The 17857-nt window shown below is 70.7% G+C and carries 15 protein-coding genes and 2 pseudogenes; 7 read left to right on the top strand and 10 right to left on the bottom strand.

Going from position 1 to position 17857, the window contains the following annotated elements; translation table 11 throughout:
• Positions 1–28: 28 nt before the first annotated feature.
• The 5 genes from QRN89_RS35320 to QRN89_RS35300 all read right to left on the bottom strand — a co-directional run bounded on the left by QRN89_RS35320 (position 29) and on the right by QRN89_RS35300 (position 6516).
• Positions 29–825 (bottom strand): IS5 family transposase gene (locus QRN89_RS35320; protein ID WP_435833291.1). Its coding sequence is split into 2 segments (ribosomal slippage): positions 29–495 and positions 495–825, totalling 798 coding nucleotides; the frame shifts between segments, so codons are not numbered across the junction.
• Positions 800–1117, bottom strand: a complete 318-nt coding sequence (locus tag QRN89_RS35315) for a hypothetical protein (protein ID WP_290353500.1) — start codon at positions 1115–1117, stop codon at positions 800–802. The genes QRN89_RS35320 and QRN89_RS35315 overlap by 26 nt, the downstream gene beginning before the upstream one ends.
• Positions 1118–1508: 391 nt before the next feature.
• The gene (locus tag QRN89_RS35310) at positions 1509–4862 is read right to left on the bottom strand and encodes a tetratricopeptide repeat protein (RefSeq protein WP_290353499.1); all 3354 of its coding nucleotides are present in this window, start codon (positions 4860–4862) and stop codon (positions 1509–1511) included.
• Between the two features lie 78 nt (positions 4863–4940).
• A complete protein-coding gene (locus tag QRN89_RS35305; RefSeq protein ID WP_290353498.1) occupies positions 4941–5273 on the bottom strand; it encodes a trypco2 family protein in 333 nt (110 codons plus the stop codon).
• 373 nt (positions 5274–5646) lie between these two features.
• The gene (locus QRN89_RS35300; protein WP_290353497.1) at positions 5647–6516 is read right to left on the bottom strand and encodes an IS3 family transposase; all 870 of its coding nucleotides are present in this window, start codon (positions 6514–6516) and stop codon (positions 5647–5649) included.
• Between the two features lie 109 nt (positions 6517–6625).
• Between QRN89_RS35300 and QRN89_RS35295 the strand changes: the two are divergent.
• A pseudogene (locus QRN89_RS35295) lies at positions 6626–6793 on the top strand (IS1380 family transposase); the annotation flags it as partial.
• Positions 6794–6979: 186 nt separating this feature from the next.
• On the opposite strand, the pseudogene QRN89_RS35290 reads toward QRN89_RS35295, so the two are convergent.
• Positions 6980–7243 (bottom strand): annotated as a pseudogene (locus tag QRN89_RS35290) (glutathione S-transferase family protein); the annotation flags it as partial.
• A 274-nt stretch (positions 7244–7517) separates the two neighbouring features.
• A complete protein-coding gene (locus QRN89_RS35285) occupies positions 7518–7862 on the bottom strand; it encodes a hypothetical protein (protein WP_290353496.1) in 345 nt (114 codons plus the stop codon).
• A 142-nt stretch (positions 7863–8004) separates the two neighbouring features.
• On the opposite strand from QRN89_RS35285, the gene QRN89_RS35280 reads away from it, so the two are divergent.
• From QRN89_RS35280 to QRN89_RS35255, 6 genes are read left to right on the top strand one after another with little or no spacing between them, the layout of a single operon-like run.
• A complete protein-coding gene (locus QRN89_RS35280) occupies positions 8005–8793 on the top strand; it encodes a GntR family transcriptional regulator (protein WP_290353495.1) in 789 nt (262 codons plus the stop codon).
• A 35-nt stretch (positions 8794–8828) separates the two neighbouring features.
• On the top strand, positions 8829–9056 hold the full coding sequence (locus QRN89_RS35275) for a 4Fe-4S dicluster domain-containing protein (RefSeq protein WP_055491243.1): 228 nt from the start codon (positions 8829–8831) through the stop codon (positions 9054–9056).
• Between the two features lie 14 nt (positions 9057–9070).
• Positions 9071–10414 (top strand): ABC transporter substrate-binding protein, encoded by a 1344-nt coding sequence (locus tag QRN89_RS35270; RefSeq protein WP_290353494.1) that lies wholly within the window; start codon positions 9071–9073, stop codon positions 10412–10414.
• Positions 10411–11274 (top strand): ABC transporter permease, encoded by an 864-nt coding sequence (locus QRN89_RS35265; RefSeq protein ID WP_290353493.1) that lies wholly within the window; start codon positions 10411–10413, stop codon positions 11272–11274. The genes QRN89_RS35270 and QRN89_RS35265 overlap by 4 nt, the downstream gene beginning before the upstream one ends.
• The gene (locus QRN89_RS35260; RefSeq protein WP_290353492.1) at positions 11258–12025 is read left to right on the top strand and encodes an ABC transporter ATP-binding protein; all 768 of its coding nucleotides are present in this window, start codon (positions 11258–11260) and stop codon (positions 12023–12025) included. The genes QRN89_RS35265 and QRN89_RS35260 overlap by 17 nt, the downstream gene beginning before the upstream one ends.
• 11 nt (positions 12026–12036) lie before the next feature.
• Positions 12037–14811, top strand: a complete 2775-nt coding sequence (locus QRN89_RS35255; protein WP_392858723.1) for a fumarate reductase/succinate dehydrogenase flavoprotein subunit — start codon at positions 12037–12039, stop codon at positions 14809–14811.
• A 101-nt stretch (positions 14812–14912) separates the two neighbouring features.
• Here QRN89_RS35255 and QRN89_RS35250 read toward each other — a convergent pair whose 3' ends face one another.
• Genes QRN89_RS35250 through ssuE form a run of 3 tightly spaced genes read right to left on the bottom strand, consistent with a single transcriptional unit; the run spans position 14913 to position 17850 of the window.
• Positions 14913–16073 (bottom strand): LLM class flavin-dependent oxidoreductase, encoded by a 1161-nt coding sequence (locus QRN89_RS35250; RefSeq protein WP_290353491.1) that lies wholly within the window; start codon positions 16071–16073, stop codon positions 14913–14915.
• A gap of 26 nt (positions 16074–16099) precedes the next feature.
• Positions 16100–17296, bottom strand: coding sequence for an SfnB family sulfur acquisition oxidoreductase (locus QRN89_RS35245; protein ID WP_290353490.1), 1197 nt, complete (start codon positions 17294–17296; stop codon positions 16100–16102).
• Positions 17293–17850 carry an NADPH-dependent FMN reductase gene (ssuE, locus tag QRN89_RS35240; protein ID WP_290353489.1) on the bottom strand — a complete coding sequence of 186 codons (558 nt, stop codon included), beginning with the start codon at positions 17848–17850 and terminating at the stop codon, positions 17293–17295. The genes QRN89_RS35245 and ssuE overlap by 4 nt, the downstream gene beginning before the upstream one ends.
• Positions 17851–17857 lie beyond the last annotated feature (7 nt).

The raw sequence follows: 17857 nt of genomic DNA, 5'->3' as shown, positions 1-17857 counted from the left end.
GTAAGGAGCACCGGAGTTAGACGTCGTCTCATTTGGTGAGTCTGCGATAGCAGATGAGGGTGCAGGCAATGCTGGTGAAGGCGAGGAAGTGGTCGGCCTTGCGCTCGTAGCGTCGGTGGAGGCGGCGGCAGCCGGCGAGCCAGGCCATCGTCCGTTCGACGGTCCAGCGGTGGCGGCCGAGCCGCGTGGACGACTCGATGCCCTTGCGGGCGATGCGATGGGTGATGCCCCGTCCGCGTAACCATCGGCGCAGGTGGTCGTAGTCGTAGCCCTTGTCGGCATGGAGCTTGCCCGGTCGGCGCCTGCGGGGCCCGCGTCGGGAGCGGATCGGCGGGATGCCTCGGACGAGGGGTTCGAGGGCCTGGCTGTCGTGCAGGTTGGCGCCGGAGATGCCGATGGAGAGGGGCAGACCGGTCCGCTCGGTGATCAAGTGTACTTTCGAACCCTTCTTGCCCCGGTCGACAGGATTCGGACCTGTCAGGTCCCCCCTTTCAGGGCCCGCATGTTCACCGAGTCGATCGCACACCGGCTCCAATCCAGCTCGCCCCGCGCGCCGAGCTCGTCCAGCACCAGGCGATGGAGCTTGGCCCACACCCGCGCCTTGCTCCACTCGGTGAACCGGCGATGGGCCGTCGGCCCGGACGGGCCGAACGATGGCGGCAACTGCCGCCATGTACAGCCCGACGTGGCCACGAAGACGATCGCCGCCAGCACCTCGCGGTCCCCGTACCGTCGTCGGCCGCCACCCTGCGGCCGCGTCGGAGCAGGCGGCACCACCCGCTCGAACAACTCCCACAACTCATCCGGCACCAGACGCTCCACGATCCCCACGACCGCAGACTATCGAACAGGCCAAATGAGACGACCTCTTAGGCCCGGATGGCCTGGTTGCCCCTGGGTGCGGTGGCCGCATCGACCGTCCGGTGGAGGGGGAGACGAGCGCGCCCAGGTAGTGCTCGGCCATCTCATTGCCGATGTCGCGGGAGATGAGGGCCTCGGCCCACGCGGTGAGCGCTGCGGCCCGGACCGTGATGTCGTACTCCTTCTGCGCCGTCTCGATGGTCTTGCGCAGCGGCTCGTTGGGCATGTTGTCCACGGCGCTCAACTGGGTCGGCACCAGCAGGTCGCCACCGATCGCCAAAGCAGCCGGGTCGTACTCGACAAGCGCGCAGTCCTCGTAAGAGGGGGCACCGGAAAGATGTTCTGGTAGGGCGTGAAGTACCTGGCCTCGTCCAGCCCCACTTCGCCGTCGGCGTGTGCTTGAGGTCTTGCGGTTCGCTTGGGCGAGTTCGGCCGGGTAGACCGTCGGGCGCCATCCGGTGTTTGCGAGAGGCTGAATGAGAGCCACTCGGGCAGACCGAGTGAGAGCCATTAGTGAACTTGTGAATTCAGCTGTGGCTGCTTGTAGATTCACTCGAACATGCGTGGGGGCGTGGAACGGTTGGCAGGCTGACGGCTGGCATCGGCCGGAATGGTTGCGCACGCCTCCGCTGGACGACACCACCTGGCTACTGAAGGGACTCAAACCAGGCAGCTACCCCCAGCGAATTCCGCAGCTCGTCTTCGAACAGTTCCGGGCAAGCCCGCGTGAGGACGTGGCGGATGCGAACGGCTTCCTGGATTGCGGCCAGGCCCTCCTCCTGCCGCCCCACCTTCCCAAGGTTGATGGAGAGGCTGTGCAGGGACTCGGCGAGGCCTGGCAGGTGAGCGTCCGGGTACGCCTGGGCGAGAACGCGGATGTAGCGCAGGGCCTCCTGGGCCTCGGCCAGACTCTGCTCCCACTGCCCCACCTCCCACAATAGTCGCGAGAGGTTGTTCAGGGACCTGACGAGATCGAGAAGGAAGGCGTCCGGGTCCGCTCGGGCGAGCACAGAGAAATGACAGGCGGCCTCCTCGACCGCGGCCAGGCCCTCCTCCCAGCGCCCCGCCTCCCCTAACTGGAGGGAGAGGTTGTTCAGACCCATGGCGAAGCCAGGCAGAAAAGCGTCGGGATTAGCCTCGGCGAGAACACGGTCGATGCGGATGGCCTCCTGGATCGCGGCCAGGCCCTCCTCCTGCCGCCCCATCTCCCCCAAGTAGACGGAGAAGAAGTCCAGGGATGCGGAGAAGTCAGGCAGATGGGCGTCCGGGTTGGCCTCGGCCAGTGTGCGGAGGATGCGCACGGCCTCCTCGATCGCGGTCAAGCCCTCTGTCTGCGGCCCTACCTCCCTGTACCGGGTGGAAAGGTTGTGCAGGGATCGGGCGAATGCTGGCAGGTGAATGTTCGGATTCGGGTCTGCCTGGGTGAGAACGCGGTAGTGGCTCACGGCCTCCTGGGCCGCGGCCAGGCCCTCCTCGTGACGCCCCACCTTCCCCAACCCGCACGAGAGGTTATCCAGCGACATGGCGAGATCGGCCAGGAAGGCGTCCGGGTCCTCCTCGGCGAACGCGCGGCGGATGCGGACGGCCTCCTGGATCGCGGCCAGTGCCTCCTCGTGGCCCCCTACCCCCATCAACCGGGCGAAGAGGCTGTTCAGGGACATGGCGAGGTCGGGCAGGAAGGTGACCGGGTCCTCTTCGGCGAGCGCGCGGCGGATGCGGACCGCCTCCTGGATCGCGGCCAGGCCCTCCTTGTGGCGCCCTACCTCCCCCAGCCGGAGGGAGAGGTTGTGCAAGGACTGGGCCAGGGAAGGCAGGGGGGTGTCCGGGTCCTCTCCCACGAGCTGGCGGTACCGGTCGGTGATGGCCCGGGTGAGACGGGTACCCGAGGGGGCGAGGCGGCTGCTGAAGTTTGGCCACAGGCGGGAGAAGGCGGTGAGATCGTCGAGGGGAGTGGCGGGGTCCGTGGCAATGACGTCGAGGGCGGTGATCAGGGGCTCGGGATGGTTGGTCCGGGTGGCCGTGGCGATGATCTGGCTGGCGAGTTCTTTGTGGTGGCGTGTGCACAGACCCGTTAGGTGGGTGTCGAGCCGGCCGTGGAAGACCCGGTGGGCGGCGGCACGGCTGTAGAGGGTCAGTAGCTGGGCTGTTTGTGTGTCGTCGGCGCCGTGGAGGAGGTGCTCGGCGAGGGCGGGGCCGGCGTCCAGGACGCGCCCGATGTGGCGTTCGGCGAGACGGTCGGGTTGGAGGCTGCCCCAGGACCCGCCCGGGGCGGAGGGCGGGTAGAGAGCGGCGATCCAGGCAGTGACGGAGTCGCGGAGGTCCCGGGCCTGGTCGGCGAGTGCGGGGAGTCGGCGCCAGGTCTGGTCGAGCTGTTCGCGGTCGGCGGCGCCGACCAGGTGGGCGGCAGCGAGCGCCGTCTCTAGGGAGGTTGGGCTCAACCCGGGTGACAGGCCGCAGGTGGCGGCAGTCTGGTGCCAGTAGCGGCTCTCGTGGCCGAGTAGCCGGTCCTCCACGCCCTCCGCCCCCTGCGGCACCACATTGCCCTCGGCACGTGCTGACGATCCCGCCGGTGCGACGGTGTCGAGGAGGTCTGCGAGAGCGGTCATGTGGAGGGTGAGCGCGTTGCCGTAGCCGTCGTCGTCGAGCCGGGGTGCTGAGAGACCCTCGGCCTTGGCCGGCCAGTCGTCCCGGGCGCAGCCCTGCACCTGAGGGAGGGCGATGGCGAGGGCGAGGGCGGCCGCGCGGTATGCCTGTGGCCTGTCGGTCGGCTGCTCTTCCAGCGGGGGCAAGAGACGGGCGGGGGCGGTGCCGAGGTAGTCCTCGGCGAGTCGGCTGACGGTCTTCGCGCGGGCCCACCAGTCGCCGTCGGTACGGGCCAGCAGCAAGACCTTGAGCGGTGTGGTGCCGGGGTGTTCGGCGGCGGCCTCGATCAGGGCGGTGAGCTGCTCGAGGCGGTTCTCGGCGTAGTCAAGGATGACCAGGAGGGGTTTCGCCGCATGCCGGATCTCCCGCAGCTGGTCAGGGGAGGCGCCGGGGCGCGGCCACAGCACGGCCCAGCTGTCTTCGGCCAGGAGGCTGGCGAGCTGGTGGGCGAGGCGGGTCTTGCCCTGTCCGCCGGGCCCGTGCAGCAGCCACGCCCCGAAGCCGGCACGAGCGCACCACGACTTCAGCTCGTTCAACAGATCCTCACGACCGAGGAAGGGGACGGTCTGTCGCCCGGCCTGCAGCAGCGCCGCGGGCGAGGCCAACCCGTCCGGGGGCGTGGTTGCCGCGACATCGGCGAGGTTCTGGAACTCCACCGCCTCCAGGCCCTGCCCACCGCCGCTGTGTTCGGCGAGCGCGTTGCGGAAGGCGGGGTTGTGATGCAAAACGTAGGCGGGCACGACGTTGAGCTGCCCGTGCGCGGAATGTGCCCGGTCGGCGGCCACTACACCGATGAGCAGGCGATCGCAGACGACCGCTGCCCCGGACAGGCCACCCCACGGCGACGGCGAGCCCGGGCGCGACCACTGCGGGGTGTCCCGGGGCAGGTACATCACGTACTTGTTGCCGACCATCCCGGTACCCGGGTTCACCTCGCCCCGAACCTGCTCGGTTTCAGGGCTGTCGGTTTCAGAGCTGCTCTCGGACCGTAGGGTGTTGCCCACAGGGGCGTTGGCAGTAGCCACCGGGCGCTGGGCCACGTCCGGGAGGCCCCAGGTCTCACAGCCGGTGCCGGGCCGGTCGGTCACCAGACGCCCCCACCGCACCGGCCCTGACGGCGCCCGCCACAGGGGATCGTCGTCGACCAAGACCAGCGCGGCGTCGTCGCGGCCGTCCGGCGCGCCGCACCATACCACCCGCCCGTCGAACGTGCGATTGCCCCCCGGCTGGAACACTTCCACCCGCTCGCCCACCCGGGTCACAAGGTGCGCCGACGTCAGCACCAGCCGCCCGCCAACCGCGTACCCCGAGCCGGGATGCCCCTGCCAGGTCACCCCCATCAAACGTGCCCGCTCCACCCCTCAGCTCCCCATAAAGTGCGGCATACCTGGCGTCCCCCGGCCAGGGACGGATGGCCTTACCCAGCGGTGTCTGTGTCAGTCCGGAAGACGGTCGGAGTTGTCCCCCGGGCCGGACGGGCGTCCCGATGCACCGCTGACCAGCAGGTCTCCGCCGTGAACGTTCCTAGGCGTCAACGTGAACGACACCCGATGCGTGCGACCGCGCGACACCCTCGCCTCCGTGCCGGCGCCCACAGCCCATAGCTTGAACCCGGCCGTCGCCTTCGCGTCCGCCCGCAACTCGACCTCGAACTCCATCGCCACCGGCCCGACCGCGAACACCACATCCGCATGGTCTGCGCCCAACGCCGCCGCCGCGATCAGCTCGTCACGCACTGCCGCCACCGCATCTACCAGCGGAATGTCCACCACACCCACCCCATGACCTGAGCAGTCATCACATCAACACGGATACCGTAGAACCATCGCTAAACCCCCCGCAGCCAAACCCGCCAACTTCCGGCCCAGCGAACACGCCCACCAACACCGAGCGCCCACCACCTCGGAGAGCCGACCAAACGGACCAACTCCTACCCCGCCGCAGAAGACCACCGACCTCCAGGACTGGCTCCCGAACCCACCGCCGGAATGGCTCCCAAACAACCACCGACCTGTTCGTTCGTTCCAGTACGGTGTCACGATGGCCGGCCGCTGACGTTCGGGCCACACGTCCACGCGTGTCGTCCTAGCGGATGGGCCGCGATGCGAAGAAGCAGCACAGCTCCAGCAGTCCATGCCTGGACTACCCCGTGACGCTGGACACTCGTTGCTTACGCTGCGAGGGCGTGTTCTTGCTCGTGTCGCTGTCGGATCTCCCGTGGGGTGAGGTACCCCCAGGCCGGATGCTTCCGCAGTCGTCTGCGGTTGTAGAAGGTCTCGATGACCCTGTTGCGGGTCTCTCGATGAAGGCGAAGATCTCCGCGCGGGCAGTGGTCCGGTCGGGCCAGCGGCGGGTGCCGATCTCGTCTTTGAGCAGTGCGAAGAAGCTCTCGGCGGCGGCATTGCCACAGCACGATCCGGTTCGGCCCATGCTATGCCGTAGTCCCAACCTGCGTAATTCCCGGCGGAGTTCGTCAGAGGTGTACTCCGCTCCGCGGTCCGAGTGCACGACGCAGCAGGGCTGGAGCCGGTCGCGTCCGACGGTGATCGTCAGCGCGTCGACCACCAGGGAGGCGCGGCGGTGATCGGCCATCGAGTAGCCGGCGATCTCGCGGGTGGCCAGGTCCAGCCAGGTCGCCAGATACAGCCAGCCCTCGTCGGTGGGGATGTCGGTGATGTCACCGACCAGTTTCCGGCCCGGGGCGTCGGCCGTGAAGTCGCGGCCGATCCGGTCTGCGGCGGGCACTGCCCTCTTCGCCGGACGGGTCAGCGACCGGCGCTTGCGCCGGGTGACCCAGGCGATGTCGCGCTGACGCATGATCCGCTCCACTCGCTTGCGGTTGACCCGCCGGTCCAGCCTGCGCAACTCGGCATGGATCCGCGGCACCCCGTAGGCGCACCGGGAGGCGATGTGCAACCCGGTGATCTCGTGGGCCAGGGCGTCGTCGGCAGTCCGGCGGGCGGCGCGGGCCTGCTCGCCGGCCAACCAGGAGTAAAAGGAGGACCGGGCCACCTTCAGCAGTTATGCGATTATGACACTCATTTTCAATAGCGGGATTGTGGGGAGCGCCTCGCCATGGGGTGCGACTGAAGCAGCAACACCGCCGTTTAACACATCACCAGTCCAACTCGCCGTGGCCCAGCTGCCGAAGAAGTACCGACGCGGACACCAGAGGTTGATCCGTACCGATTCCGGAGGCGGAACGCACGAGTTCGTCACCTGGCTCGCCCGGCGCGGCCGGTGGCTGTCGCACTCGGTCGGCATGACCATCACCGGCGCCATCCACCAGGCCGCCCTCAAGGTCCGCCCGCCGGGTGGCGGTGGCCGTCGAGCCGGACGGCGGGGATCCCGCCCGCACCCCGGCGCTCAGTCACGCTGTGAGAAGCTTGGGCGCCGTACTCGACCGCTGCCCGGAACCCGCGTCCACTGCAGAGCCGACCGGCTCGTTCGGCGAGATGCTCACCACGCTCAGCAGGTGCTGGTGCGAGCTGGCCTCGTACAGCGGACGCAACGCCCGGTGTCCGCCGCCGGGTGCGTCGGGCACGGCGGGCAGCAGCATCACCGGCAGGGTGTCGTCGAGGCCGAGCAAGCTGTGTGTGACGGCGATCTGCAGACAGTGCGGACAGGCCGGCGAGAGGTGGAGCCGGTAGCGGTGCTGCGCGGGGTAGTAACCGCTGCGCGCGTCACAGCCGATCCTGTTCCGGAAGGACGGCACGGCGGTCGGGGATGTGGCGGGCATGCGTCTCCCTGGAGTGCTCGGTCACAGGCATACGGGCACACGGAGGCGACGGCACGCGGCGGCTTCGGCACGGCCGGGGCGGCGGTACTTACGCGGGAGGGTCAGGCGTGAACGGGGGCTGGGCCGCCGGCGCGCAGGGAACTTGCCGCACTGCACACACGCACGAGGTCGATGTGGCGGCGGGACGTCAGCAGGGGCAGCCGGCGGACGGCGGTACGGACAACGTCACTGCCGGGTTTCAGCGCAGCACGGCCCATGATTCCCTACCAGTTCACTAGGATTCCTGTAGTGGAGTGTCGGGCCGCGTCCAAGCCGCGTCAAGAGGGCCGGTCATGCCGCACCGGGACGTCTCACCACGCGAGAGGGTCCCGGGCCCGCCGGTGCGGCAGGCCGCGCCGGTCTCGCAGGCGGCGAGCAGTGCGGGGACCGCCTCGACAGCGGTGCCGGTCACCGGGGTGTCCGCGCCGTACCGGGGGCGCGCGCTGAGCCGTACCGGCGAAACGGTGGGCAAGCCCTCGACCGGGGTCAGTCCCTCGGGGTGCTGGCCGCCGGGCACGGCGAGCAGCGCTGCGCCGAGCCCGGCGGGCGGCGTCCAGGACGCCCTTCCTGCTGCCGGCATGCCACTCCCAGCGGCGAGGGCCCTGGCAGATCTCCCCTCCTGCCTGCCGAAAGCCCAGGTCAGCGGCGCACTCGGCGATGTGTCAGGTGGCGCAACAGTTTCGCAACACCACTATCCCTACCGGATGGGTATGGTTCCGGCCATGCCTCCGACCGACCGCATCCGAGACCACGTCGGCCAGGGCGCGACCACCGTAGCCGCCCACCGCGCGCGACGCCGGCTGCGCGCGGACCGGGCACGCCAGCTCGCCGACCTCCTCCGCCACCAGATCCTCGCCGACGGCTTCCCCTCCGGCGCCCTCCCCCACGAGTCCACCCTCGCCACCGACTACCGCGCCTCCCGCAACACCGTCCGCGAGGCCCTGGACCTCCTGCGCGCCGAAGGCCTCGTGGAACGCCAGCCCGGTGTGGGCACCGTGGTCGTGGCCCGCAAGTACCCCCACGGCCTCGACCGCCTGATGGGCCTCGCGGAAACCCTCCACGAGCACGGCAGGGTCACCAACGAGGTCCGCACCATGGGCCCCGCCCCGGCGCCCCTCCCCGTCGCCGATCGCCTCCGCGTCCCAGCGGGCACCGACGTCCTCTACATCGAACGCCTTCGCCGTCTGAACGGCCTGCCCCTGTCCCTGGACCTCACCTACATCCCCCTGGACATCGGCACCGCTCTGCTCGGCTGCGACCTGGAGAACACGGACGTCTTCCGCCTCCTGGAAGCCGTCACCGGCCAGCCTCTGAGTCACGCCGAGATCACCCTGGAGGCGGTCAGCGCGGACGCCCACTCCGCCGCCGTGCTCCAGGCCCCACGCGCTGCAGCCGTCCTGATGCTGGAACGCCTCACGCACCTCGCCGACGGGCGACCCGTCGACCTGGAGTTCATCCGCTTCCGCGGCGACCGCATCACGATGAGCGGCCTGCTGCACCGCTCCCTCTGACACCACCTCACTCAAGCACCTTCCTGGAGACAGCCATGCCCTTGGCGCCCCAGCGGGCCGACGTGCCCGTGACCATCGACGAGTCGAAGTGCATCGACGGCTGCACGCTCTGCGTGGACATGTGCCCGCTGGACTCCCTCGCCATCGACGTCAGCAGCGGGAAGGCGTACATGCACGTCGACGAGTGCTGGTACTGCGGCCCGTGCGCGGCCCGCTGTCCCACCGGAGCCGTCACGGTCAACATGCCCTACCTGCTCCGGTGAAAGGCGCCACCACCATGAAACGCACTGCAGTCGCAGTATCCGCGGTCGTCCTTCTGCCCCCGCTCAGCGCCTGCGGCGGTGACGCCGAGGCCGGCGACGGCTCCACGGTCACCGTCACCGTCGGCTACCAGTCCAAGACCATCAACACGGTCACGGCCGGCACCCTGCTCCGCTCCCTCGGCTACTTCGAGAAGCAGCTGAACTCGCTCGGCGACGGCGTCACCTACAAGGTCGCCTGGCAGGACTATGCCACCGGTGCCCCTATCACCGCCCAGATGACCGCCGGAAAGATCGACATCGGGTCGATGGGCGACTTCCCGCTGCTCATCAACGCCGCCCGCGGCAAGCAACTCGGCCGCCCCACCCATCTGGTCTCGGTCACCGGCTACAACCTGCGCGGCGGCCTGAACACCATCGTCACGGCGCCCGACTCGGGGCTCACCTCCCTGAAGGACCTGAAGGGGAAGAAGGTCTCCACGAGCGTCGGCTCCGCCGCCGACGGCACCCTCGTACGGGCCCTGCAACGCGCCGGCATCGATCCCGACAAGGGCATCGAGAAGCTCAACCAGCAGCCCGCGGTGGGTGCTTCGGCCCTCGCCGCGGGCAGCGCGGACGCGCTGTCGCAGTTCGTCGCCTGGCCGGGCCTGCTCGCCCACCAAGGCAAGGCGAAGGCCTTGTACGACGGGGCGCAGCTGAACCTGCCCACCTTCCACGGCGTCACCGCCCGCGAGGACTTCGCGAAGGACCGGCCGACCGTCCTGGAGGCGTTCCTCAAGGCCCAGGCACAGGCCACCGACTACCTCAACGACCATCCCGTCACCGCCGCCGAGAAGGTCGCAGAGGCCACCGGTCTGCCCGCCGAGGTCGTCTACCTCTACAACGGCGCCCACGGCATCGCCACCTTCGACCCGGCCCTCAAGCCACAGCTCGTCTCCGCCCTGAAGCAGGACGTGTCGATCCTGAAGTCCGCGAAGCTGACCGGCGACGTGGACGTGGACTCCTTCGTCGACGACCAGTACGTGAAGAAGGCCCTGGGGACGACGTACGCCGAGCGGCTCGCCGCCACGCCCCCGGCCGCCGCGAGCGAGGTGTGGCCGAAGGGCTCCGGGCAGACGCGGACCTTCAAGTCGCCCGCCGAACTGCTGAGTTACGTGTCCGCCCATCGCGACACCATCCGCGCCGCCTACGTCCCCGACGCCACCACCGGCACCCTGTGGTTCGCGGACAAGGCGGTGTGGGTGGCCGACGGCGAGAAGCTGCTGCCCTTCGTCGCACCGGCGACCGCGCAGGCCTACGTCGACGGTCACGGCGGCGCGAGCGTCGTCACCTATGCCGAGGCGCTGGAGCGGGCGTCGTGACCCGGTGCGCGCTGCGCGGGCTGTCCCTGGCCGTCGGCCTCGGCCTCTGGCAGCTGCTGACCAGCCTGAACGTCGACGTCTGGCTGCGCTTCTCGCAGTTTCCCACGGTCACCGACGTGGCCCGCGCCTTCGCCGACCGGCTGTCCGGTCCCGACTACTGGACGGATCTGACCGACAGCCTCACCCGTATCCTCACCGGCTTCCTGCTGGCCACAGTGCTGGGTGTGGCCACGGGTGTGCTCGTGGCCCGTTCACGGCTCGCCGAGGACCTGCTCGGCCCGCTGCTGGAAGTCGTCCGCCCCATCCCGGCCATCGCCCTGGTCCCCGTGGCGATCCTCCTGTTCCCCTCCAATGAACAGGGCATCGTCTTCATCACCTTCACCGCCGCCTACTTCCCGGTCCTGGTCTCCACCCGGCACGCGGTGCGCGCACTGACCCCCGTGTGGGAGGAGGCGGTGCGCACCATGGGCGGCGGCCGGTGGCGGATCCTCGGCTCGGTCGTCCTGCCGGGCGCGCTGCCCGGCATCTTCGGCGGCCTGTCGGTCGGCATCGGCGTCTCGTGGATCTGTGTGATCTCCGCCGAGATGATCTCCGGCCAGTACGGGGTCGGCTACCGCACTTGGCAGGACTACACAGTCGTCGACTACCCCGGCGTGTTCGTCGGCATGGTCACGATCGGCGTGCTCGGCTGGCTCACCTCTACGGCCGTCGAACTGCTGGGCCGCCGCCTGACGCACTGGCTGCCCCGCACGTCGTACGTCCCCGGCGGACGGCCCCCGCGACGGGTGCGCGGCGCCACCGCCCTCACGCCGGCCGGACCCGGTACCAAGGAGAACGTGCCCCATGACCAGCTCGTCTGACGTGCGTTCCCCCGCTCACACCGGTGCGGGACTGGCCCTGCGCGATGCCAGCCTCGGACGGCCCGGCGCGCCCGTGCTCGCCGAGGTGGACCTCCAGGTGGCCCCCGGCGAGATCCTCACCCTCGTCGGCCCCTCCGGCTGCGGCAAGTCGACGCTGCTGCGCACGCTGACCGGGCTGCTGTCGCCCCTGGCCGGAGAGGTCACCCAGGACGGGGGCCCACTGACGGGGCCTTCCGCCGACCGTGCGCTGATCTTCCAGGAGGACGCCCTCCTGCCCTGGCGCACCCTGCGCGCGAACGTCGAACTCCCCCTCGCCATCAAGGGGTTGTCCCGCTCCGCACGCCGTACCCAGGCCGATGCCTGGCTCACCCGCGTCGGGCTGACCGAACAGTCCCGGCAACTGCCGCACCGCGTCTCCGGCGGGCAACGCCAGCGCGCCCAACTGGCCCGGGCCCTCGCGGGAGCGCCCCGTGCCGTCCTGATGGACGAACCGTTCGGCGCCCTCGACGCCCAGACCCGCGCCGGCATGCAGGACCTGCTGGTGGAGGTGCTGCACGGCACAGGCGCCACCGTCGTCTTCGTCACCCACGACGTGGACGAGGCCCTGTTCCTCGGTGACCGCGTGGCCCTGCTCGGCGCCGGCCGCCTCCTGGCCGTACGGGACGTACCGCGCCCGCGCGAGCGCGCCGCCCACGACGATCCGACGCGTATCGCCCTGCGGCGCGACATCCTCACGTCACTCGGTTCTTGAAAGGCACCCTGGTGGACACCCTCTTGCAGATCCCGGCCCTCACCGACGCCGAGGAAGTGACCTGCGACGTCCTCGTCATCGGCGGCGGCACCGCCGGCACCATGGCCGCCCTGACCGCAGCAGAGCACGGTGCGGACGTCCTGCTGCTGGAGAAGGCGCACGTCCGCCACTCCGGCGCGCTCGCCATGGGCATGGACGGCGTCAACAACGCGGTCATCCCAGGCCGTGCCGAGCCCGACGACTACGTCGCCGAGATCACCCGCGCCAACGACGGCATCGTCGACCAGTCCACCGTCCGCCAGACCGCCACCCGTGGCTTCGACATGGTGCAGCGGCTGGAGTCCTACGGCGTGAAGTTCGAGAAGGACGAGCACGGCGAGTACGCGGTCCGCCGGGTCCACCGCTCCGGCTCCTACGTGCTCCCGATGCCCGAGGGCAAGGACGTCAAGAAGGTCCTGTACCGGCAGCTGCGCCGACGCGAGATGCGCGAGCGGATCCGGATCGAGAACCGGGTGATGCCGGTACGCGTGCTCACCGCAGCGGGCCGGGCTGTGGGCGCGGTCGGCCTCCACACCCGCACGGGCGCCTTCGTCACCGTACGCGCCGGCGCCGTGATCCTCGCGACCGGCGCCTGCGGACGGCTTGGCCTGCCCGCCTCCGGCTACCTGTACGGCACGTACGAGAACCCGACCAACGCGGGTGACGGCTACGCGATGGCCTACCACGCAGGCGCCGAACTGACCGGAATCGAGTGCTTCCAGATCAACCCGCTGATCAAGGACTACAACGGCCCGGCCTGCGCGTACGTCGCCAACCCCTTCGGCGGCTACCAGGTCAACCGGCACGGCGAACGCTTCGTCGACTCCGACTACTGGTCGGGCCAGATGATGGCCGAGTTCGCGGCCGAGGTGGCGAGCGACCGGGGTCCGGTCTACCTGAAGCTGAGCCATCTGCCGGAGGAGTCGATCTCGGCCCTGGAGTCGATCCTGCACTCGACGGAACGCCCGACGCGCGGCACGTTCCACTCCGGCCGCGGCCACGACTACCGCACCCACGACATCGAGATGCACATCTCCGAGATCGGCCTGTGCGGCGGCCACTCGGCCTCGGGCGTACGGGTCGACGACCACGCCCGTACGACCGTTCCCCGACTGTACGCCGCCGGGGACCTGGCCTGTGTCCCGCACAACTACATGATCGGCGCGTTCGTCTTCGGGGATCTGGCGGGGGCGGACGCGTCCCAGTACACGTCCTACGAAGGGGAGCTGCCCCTCGACCAGCTCCAGGAGGCGCACGAGCTTGTCTACCGCCCGCTGCGCAATCCCGACGGCCCGCCGCAGCCCCAGGTCGAGTACAAGCTGCGCCGCTTCGTGAACGACTACGTGGCTCCGCCGAAGTCCGGCGCCCGGCTGTCGCTGGCCGTGGAGGCGTTCGAGCGGATGCGCGCCGACATCGCCGCGATGGGCGCCCGCACTCCGCACGAGCTGATGCGCTGCGCGGAGGTGAGCTTCATCCGTGACTGCGCGGAGATGGCCGCCCGGGCCTCCCTGGCCCGCACCGAGTCCCGCTGGGGCCTCTACCACGACCGTCTCGACCATCCGCGTCGTGACGACGCGTCCTGGTTCCACCACCTCGATCTGCGTAAGTCCCCCGCGGGGGCGATGGAGTTCACGGCACGTCCCGTGGCTCCCTATCTCGTCCCGGTCGACGAGTTCAGGCCGGCCGGCGGACCCTCCCGTCATCTCGGCGAGGTCCACCCGGAACAGGTGGCGACCGCCGGGGCCCGGGAAGCGGCGCCGGCGGCGATACGGGAGGAGCCCGCCCTGACCGATACGACCGCCCGCCCCGGTACCGACACGGACACGCCGGCCACACCGCGCCTGCTCGAACTGCTCTCCCTCGCGGAGGACGAGCCCCCGCTCTCCGCACTGACCCCCTATCTGACCGACCCCGAGCCCACCGTCCGCCGAACGGCCGTCACGGTCCTGACGGAGACGGTGCCGCCGGGCACCGGCCCCGCACTGGCGGCGGCGCTCGCCGACACCGACGCCGGCGTCCGCGCCACCGCAGCCGCCTCACTGCGCGAACTGGTCGAGACGCTCGCCCCCGAACCGGCCCTGCGCGACGGCCTCGCGGCCGCCCTGTCCGAGGCCGACCCCGTCGTCCGTGCCGCCGCACTGGATGCTCTGCACGTCCTGCGCCTCGGTGACACCGGGCTGTTCACGGCCTCCCTGTCGGACTCCGACATCGCCGTTCGCATCGCGGCCGTGCGAGCACTCGTGTCGGTCGACGCCGCCGGAGAACTGGCCCGCGCGGCAACCGCCGACCCCTCCCGCGAGGTCCGCGTCACCATCGCCAAGGCCCTGGCCACCGTGACCGCGGGACAGCCCGACGGCATCACGTCGGACGGCCCCGGACCCGACATGGTCCTCTCCGCCCTCGCCGGGCTCATCGACGATTCCGACGCCCTGGTGCGTGCGGCCGCCTACGAAGCACTGGGCACGACCGGCTGCCCGGCACCACTGGCCGCCCGCGCGGAGGCAGCCCTGTCGGACCCCGCCTGGCAGGTGCGGGCCGGCGCCACCACCGCCCTGTCCCTGGCGGCTCCCGGCCTCGCCGTACCTGCCCTCGCCAAGTCCCTCGCCGACCCGAACGCCGACGTCCGCAAGGCCGCCGTGACGGCACTGATCCGGCACGGTGCCACCGAGGACGCACGAGTGGCCCTGGCCACGGCGACGACGGACCCGGACGCGGACGTCAGGGCCTATGCGGCCCGGGCACTGTGACGGCACGGGAAAACACGCCGGGAATGCGTCCGTGCGCTGGCCGACGACGCCGGGGCGGGTGCCTGCGGGGACCGCCTCGGCGTCGTCGACGTTCACGTGGTTCAGCGTGGGCTTGCGGCGCCCGCGAAGGGGATCTGCGCCGAGGGGGCGGCCTGCTTGCCGAAGGGGTGCTGCCACAGGCCTTGGGCCTGGAGCCTCGGCAGGACGCCCTCGCCGAACCAGTACGCCTCCTCCAGGTGCGGGTAGCCGGAGAAGATGAACTCCTCGATCCCCACGGTGTGGTACTCCTTGATCCGCTCGGCGACCTCGTCGTGGCTGCCGACCAGGGCGGTGCCTGCGCCGCCGCGCACCAGGCCGATGCCGGCCCACAAGTTGGGGTGGATCTCGAGGCGCTCGCGACTGCCGCCGCCGTGCAAGGCGAGCATGCGACGCTGGCCCTCGGACTCGCTGCGGGCGAGCCCGGCCTGCACCGATTTCACAGTCTCCGGGTCGAAGCCGTCCAGCAGCCGGTTCGCCTCGGCCCAGGCCTGCTCGGCGGTGTCGCGGGTGATGACGTGCAGCCGGATACCGCAGCGGATGCTCCGGCCCTCCTTCTCGGCCAGCGCCCGGATCCACGCGATCTTCCCGGCGACCTGGGCGGGCGGCTCGCCCCAGGTGAGGTAGACGTCGGCGTGCCGGGCGGCGATCTCACCGGCGATCGGCGAGGAGCCACCGAAGTACACCTCCGGAACCGGGTCGGGCACCCGGGCCAGCCCGGCGCCCTCGACCTGGAGGTGCTCGCCGACCAGGTCGACGGTCCTGCCCTGCCACAACTCCCGTACGACCTGGAGAAACTCACCGGTACGGCGGTACCGGGCGTCCTTGTCGAGGAAGTCGCCGTAGCCACGCTGCTCCTGGCTCTCCCCGCCCGTGACGACATTGAGCAGCAGCCGTCCCCCGGTCTGCCGCTGGAAGGTGGACGCCATCTGCGCGGCGAGTGTCGGGGAGACGAAGCCGGGCCGGAAGGCCACCAGGAACTTCAGGTGCTCGGTGTTCTGGCTGACCATGGCGGTGGTCAGCCATGCGTCCTCGCACCAGGCTCCGGTGGGGGTGAGCGCGCCGGTGAAACCCAGGTCCTCGGCGGCGCGGGCGATCTGGCTCAGGTAGGCGACCGTCGGGGGCCGGTCGCGCCCGGACTCCGTGGCGGGCGTGCCGTGGCCGCCGCCGACGACGTGGCGGCTGTCGCCGTTGGTGGGCAGGAACCAGTGAAAGGTGAGGGACATGCGGGCTCTCCGATCGGGATCGTCCGTTACAGCAGACCGTGGCGCGGCGGCTGGGTGCCGTTCAGGACGTAGCGGCCGATGTGCTGGACCTTCCAGCGGGCCGGGTCGTGCAGGGTGTGGGTGCGGGCGTCGCGCCAGTGGCGGTGCAGGCCCAGGGAGTCGAGCGCGGAGCGGGTGCCGGAGACCTCGAAGAGGGCGCTGCCGATTTCCACGGCGGCCTCGGCGGCGGTCACCTTGGCCGCGGCCACCGCGATCGAGGCCGCGGCGGCCGAGTCGTCGGTCAGGTCGGCGCGGGCGGCGTCCACGGACCGCGCCGCGGTGGAGAGCAGCGCGTCGGCGGCCCGTACCCGGATCGCCAGTTCGCCGAAGCGCTGGATCAGCAGGGGGTCCTCGGTGGCGCTCTCGTGTCCTTCGGCGACGCTCTCGAACCAGGGGCGGCTCTTGGTGCGGACAAAGTCCACTGCCTCGGCCAGCGCGCCGTGGGCGATCCCGGCGTCGACGGCGGCGTGCAGCAACTGGGCGACGGCGCCGTGGAGCTGGGGCCCCTGGAAGGTGAGGTGGTGCGGCACGACCCGGTCGGCGGGCACGGGCACCGACTCCAGGCGGACGGTTCCGCTGGCGGTGGTGCGCTGCCCCATGCCGTCCCAGTCGTCCACGACCGTGAGGCCGGGCGCGTCGCTCGGTACGTACGCCACGTGCAGGTTGTCGTCGTCGGCGCGGGCGAGGACGGGGATCCAGTCGGCGAACAGGGCGCCGGTGGAGTAGTGCTTGACGCCGTCGAGGACGTACGACCCGTCGGGGCCCCGCGCGAGCCGCGTCCGGATGTCCTGTACATGGCTGGTACCCGCCTCGGACTGAGCGTTGCCGAACCGCTTCCCGCGCAGCACCTCGCCGAAGAAAAACTCCTGTTGTTCCTGCGTCCCCTGCCGGCGCAGCACGCCCACGTACACGAAGTGGCTCTGCGGGATCTGGGCGAGGCTCGCGTCGGCCGAGGCCAGCAGCCGGAACATCTCGGCGAGTGTCTCCGTACGGACGTCCGCGCCGCCGAACTCCGCGGGCACCGTCACGGCGAGCAGCCCGGAGGCGGACAACCGCTCCAGCTCCGCGTACGGCAGTCGGCGGACCGCGTCCCGCTCCGCGGCTCCCTTGCGGAATTCCGCGGCCAGCTCGGCGGCGGCGGCGAGAGCCTCGCCGTCGCCGCCGATCAGGGCCGGGGCGCTCATCCGGTGGCCGCCAGCAGCGTCGTCCGGCCGTCCAGCGCGAGCGAGAACTGGTCCGTGACCTGGGCCAGCGCCTCGGCCGAGGCGGGCGCGACGATCAGCGAGCCGTCGTCGCCGACCGTGATGTCCTTGTCGAGCGTGAACCAGCCCGGCGTGATGTGCGCGGGTCCCATGGAGGCGAGGACCGGACGCAGGGCGTAGTCGATGGCCAGGACGTGGGCGGTGGAGCCGCCCGTGGCCAGGGGCAGCACGGTCTTGCCCGCCAGGGCGTACTGCGGGAGGAGGTCGAGCAGCGACTTCAGCAGCCCGGAGTAGGCGGCCTTGTAGACGGGGGTCCCGATGACGATGCCGTCCGCGCGCTCGACCAGGGCGGTGGCCTCGACGATCGCGGGGTGCCCGAAGTCGGCGTGCAGCAGGGCCTCGGCCGGCAGCGTGCGGACGTCGAACGGGATCACCTCGTGGCCCTGGGCCGCGAGCCGGTCGTCCAGATGGCGCAGCAGCCGGGCGGTGCGGGAGGTGGCGGAGGGACTGCCGGAGACGGAGAGGATGGTGGCCATGCGAGGA

The organism is Streptomyces sp. HUAS CB01, assembly GCF_030406905.1.
In the GTDB taxonomy this organism is placed as follows: Bacteria; Actinomycetota; Actinomycetes; order Streptomycetales; family Streptomycetaceae; genus Streptomyces; species Streptomyces chengbuensis.
Note: the sequence above shows the minus strand (reverse complement) of the source record. Positions and strands in the feature narration are given on the sequence as shown.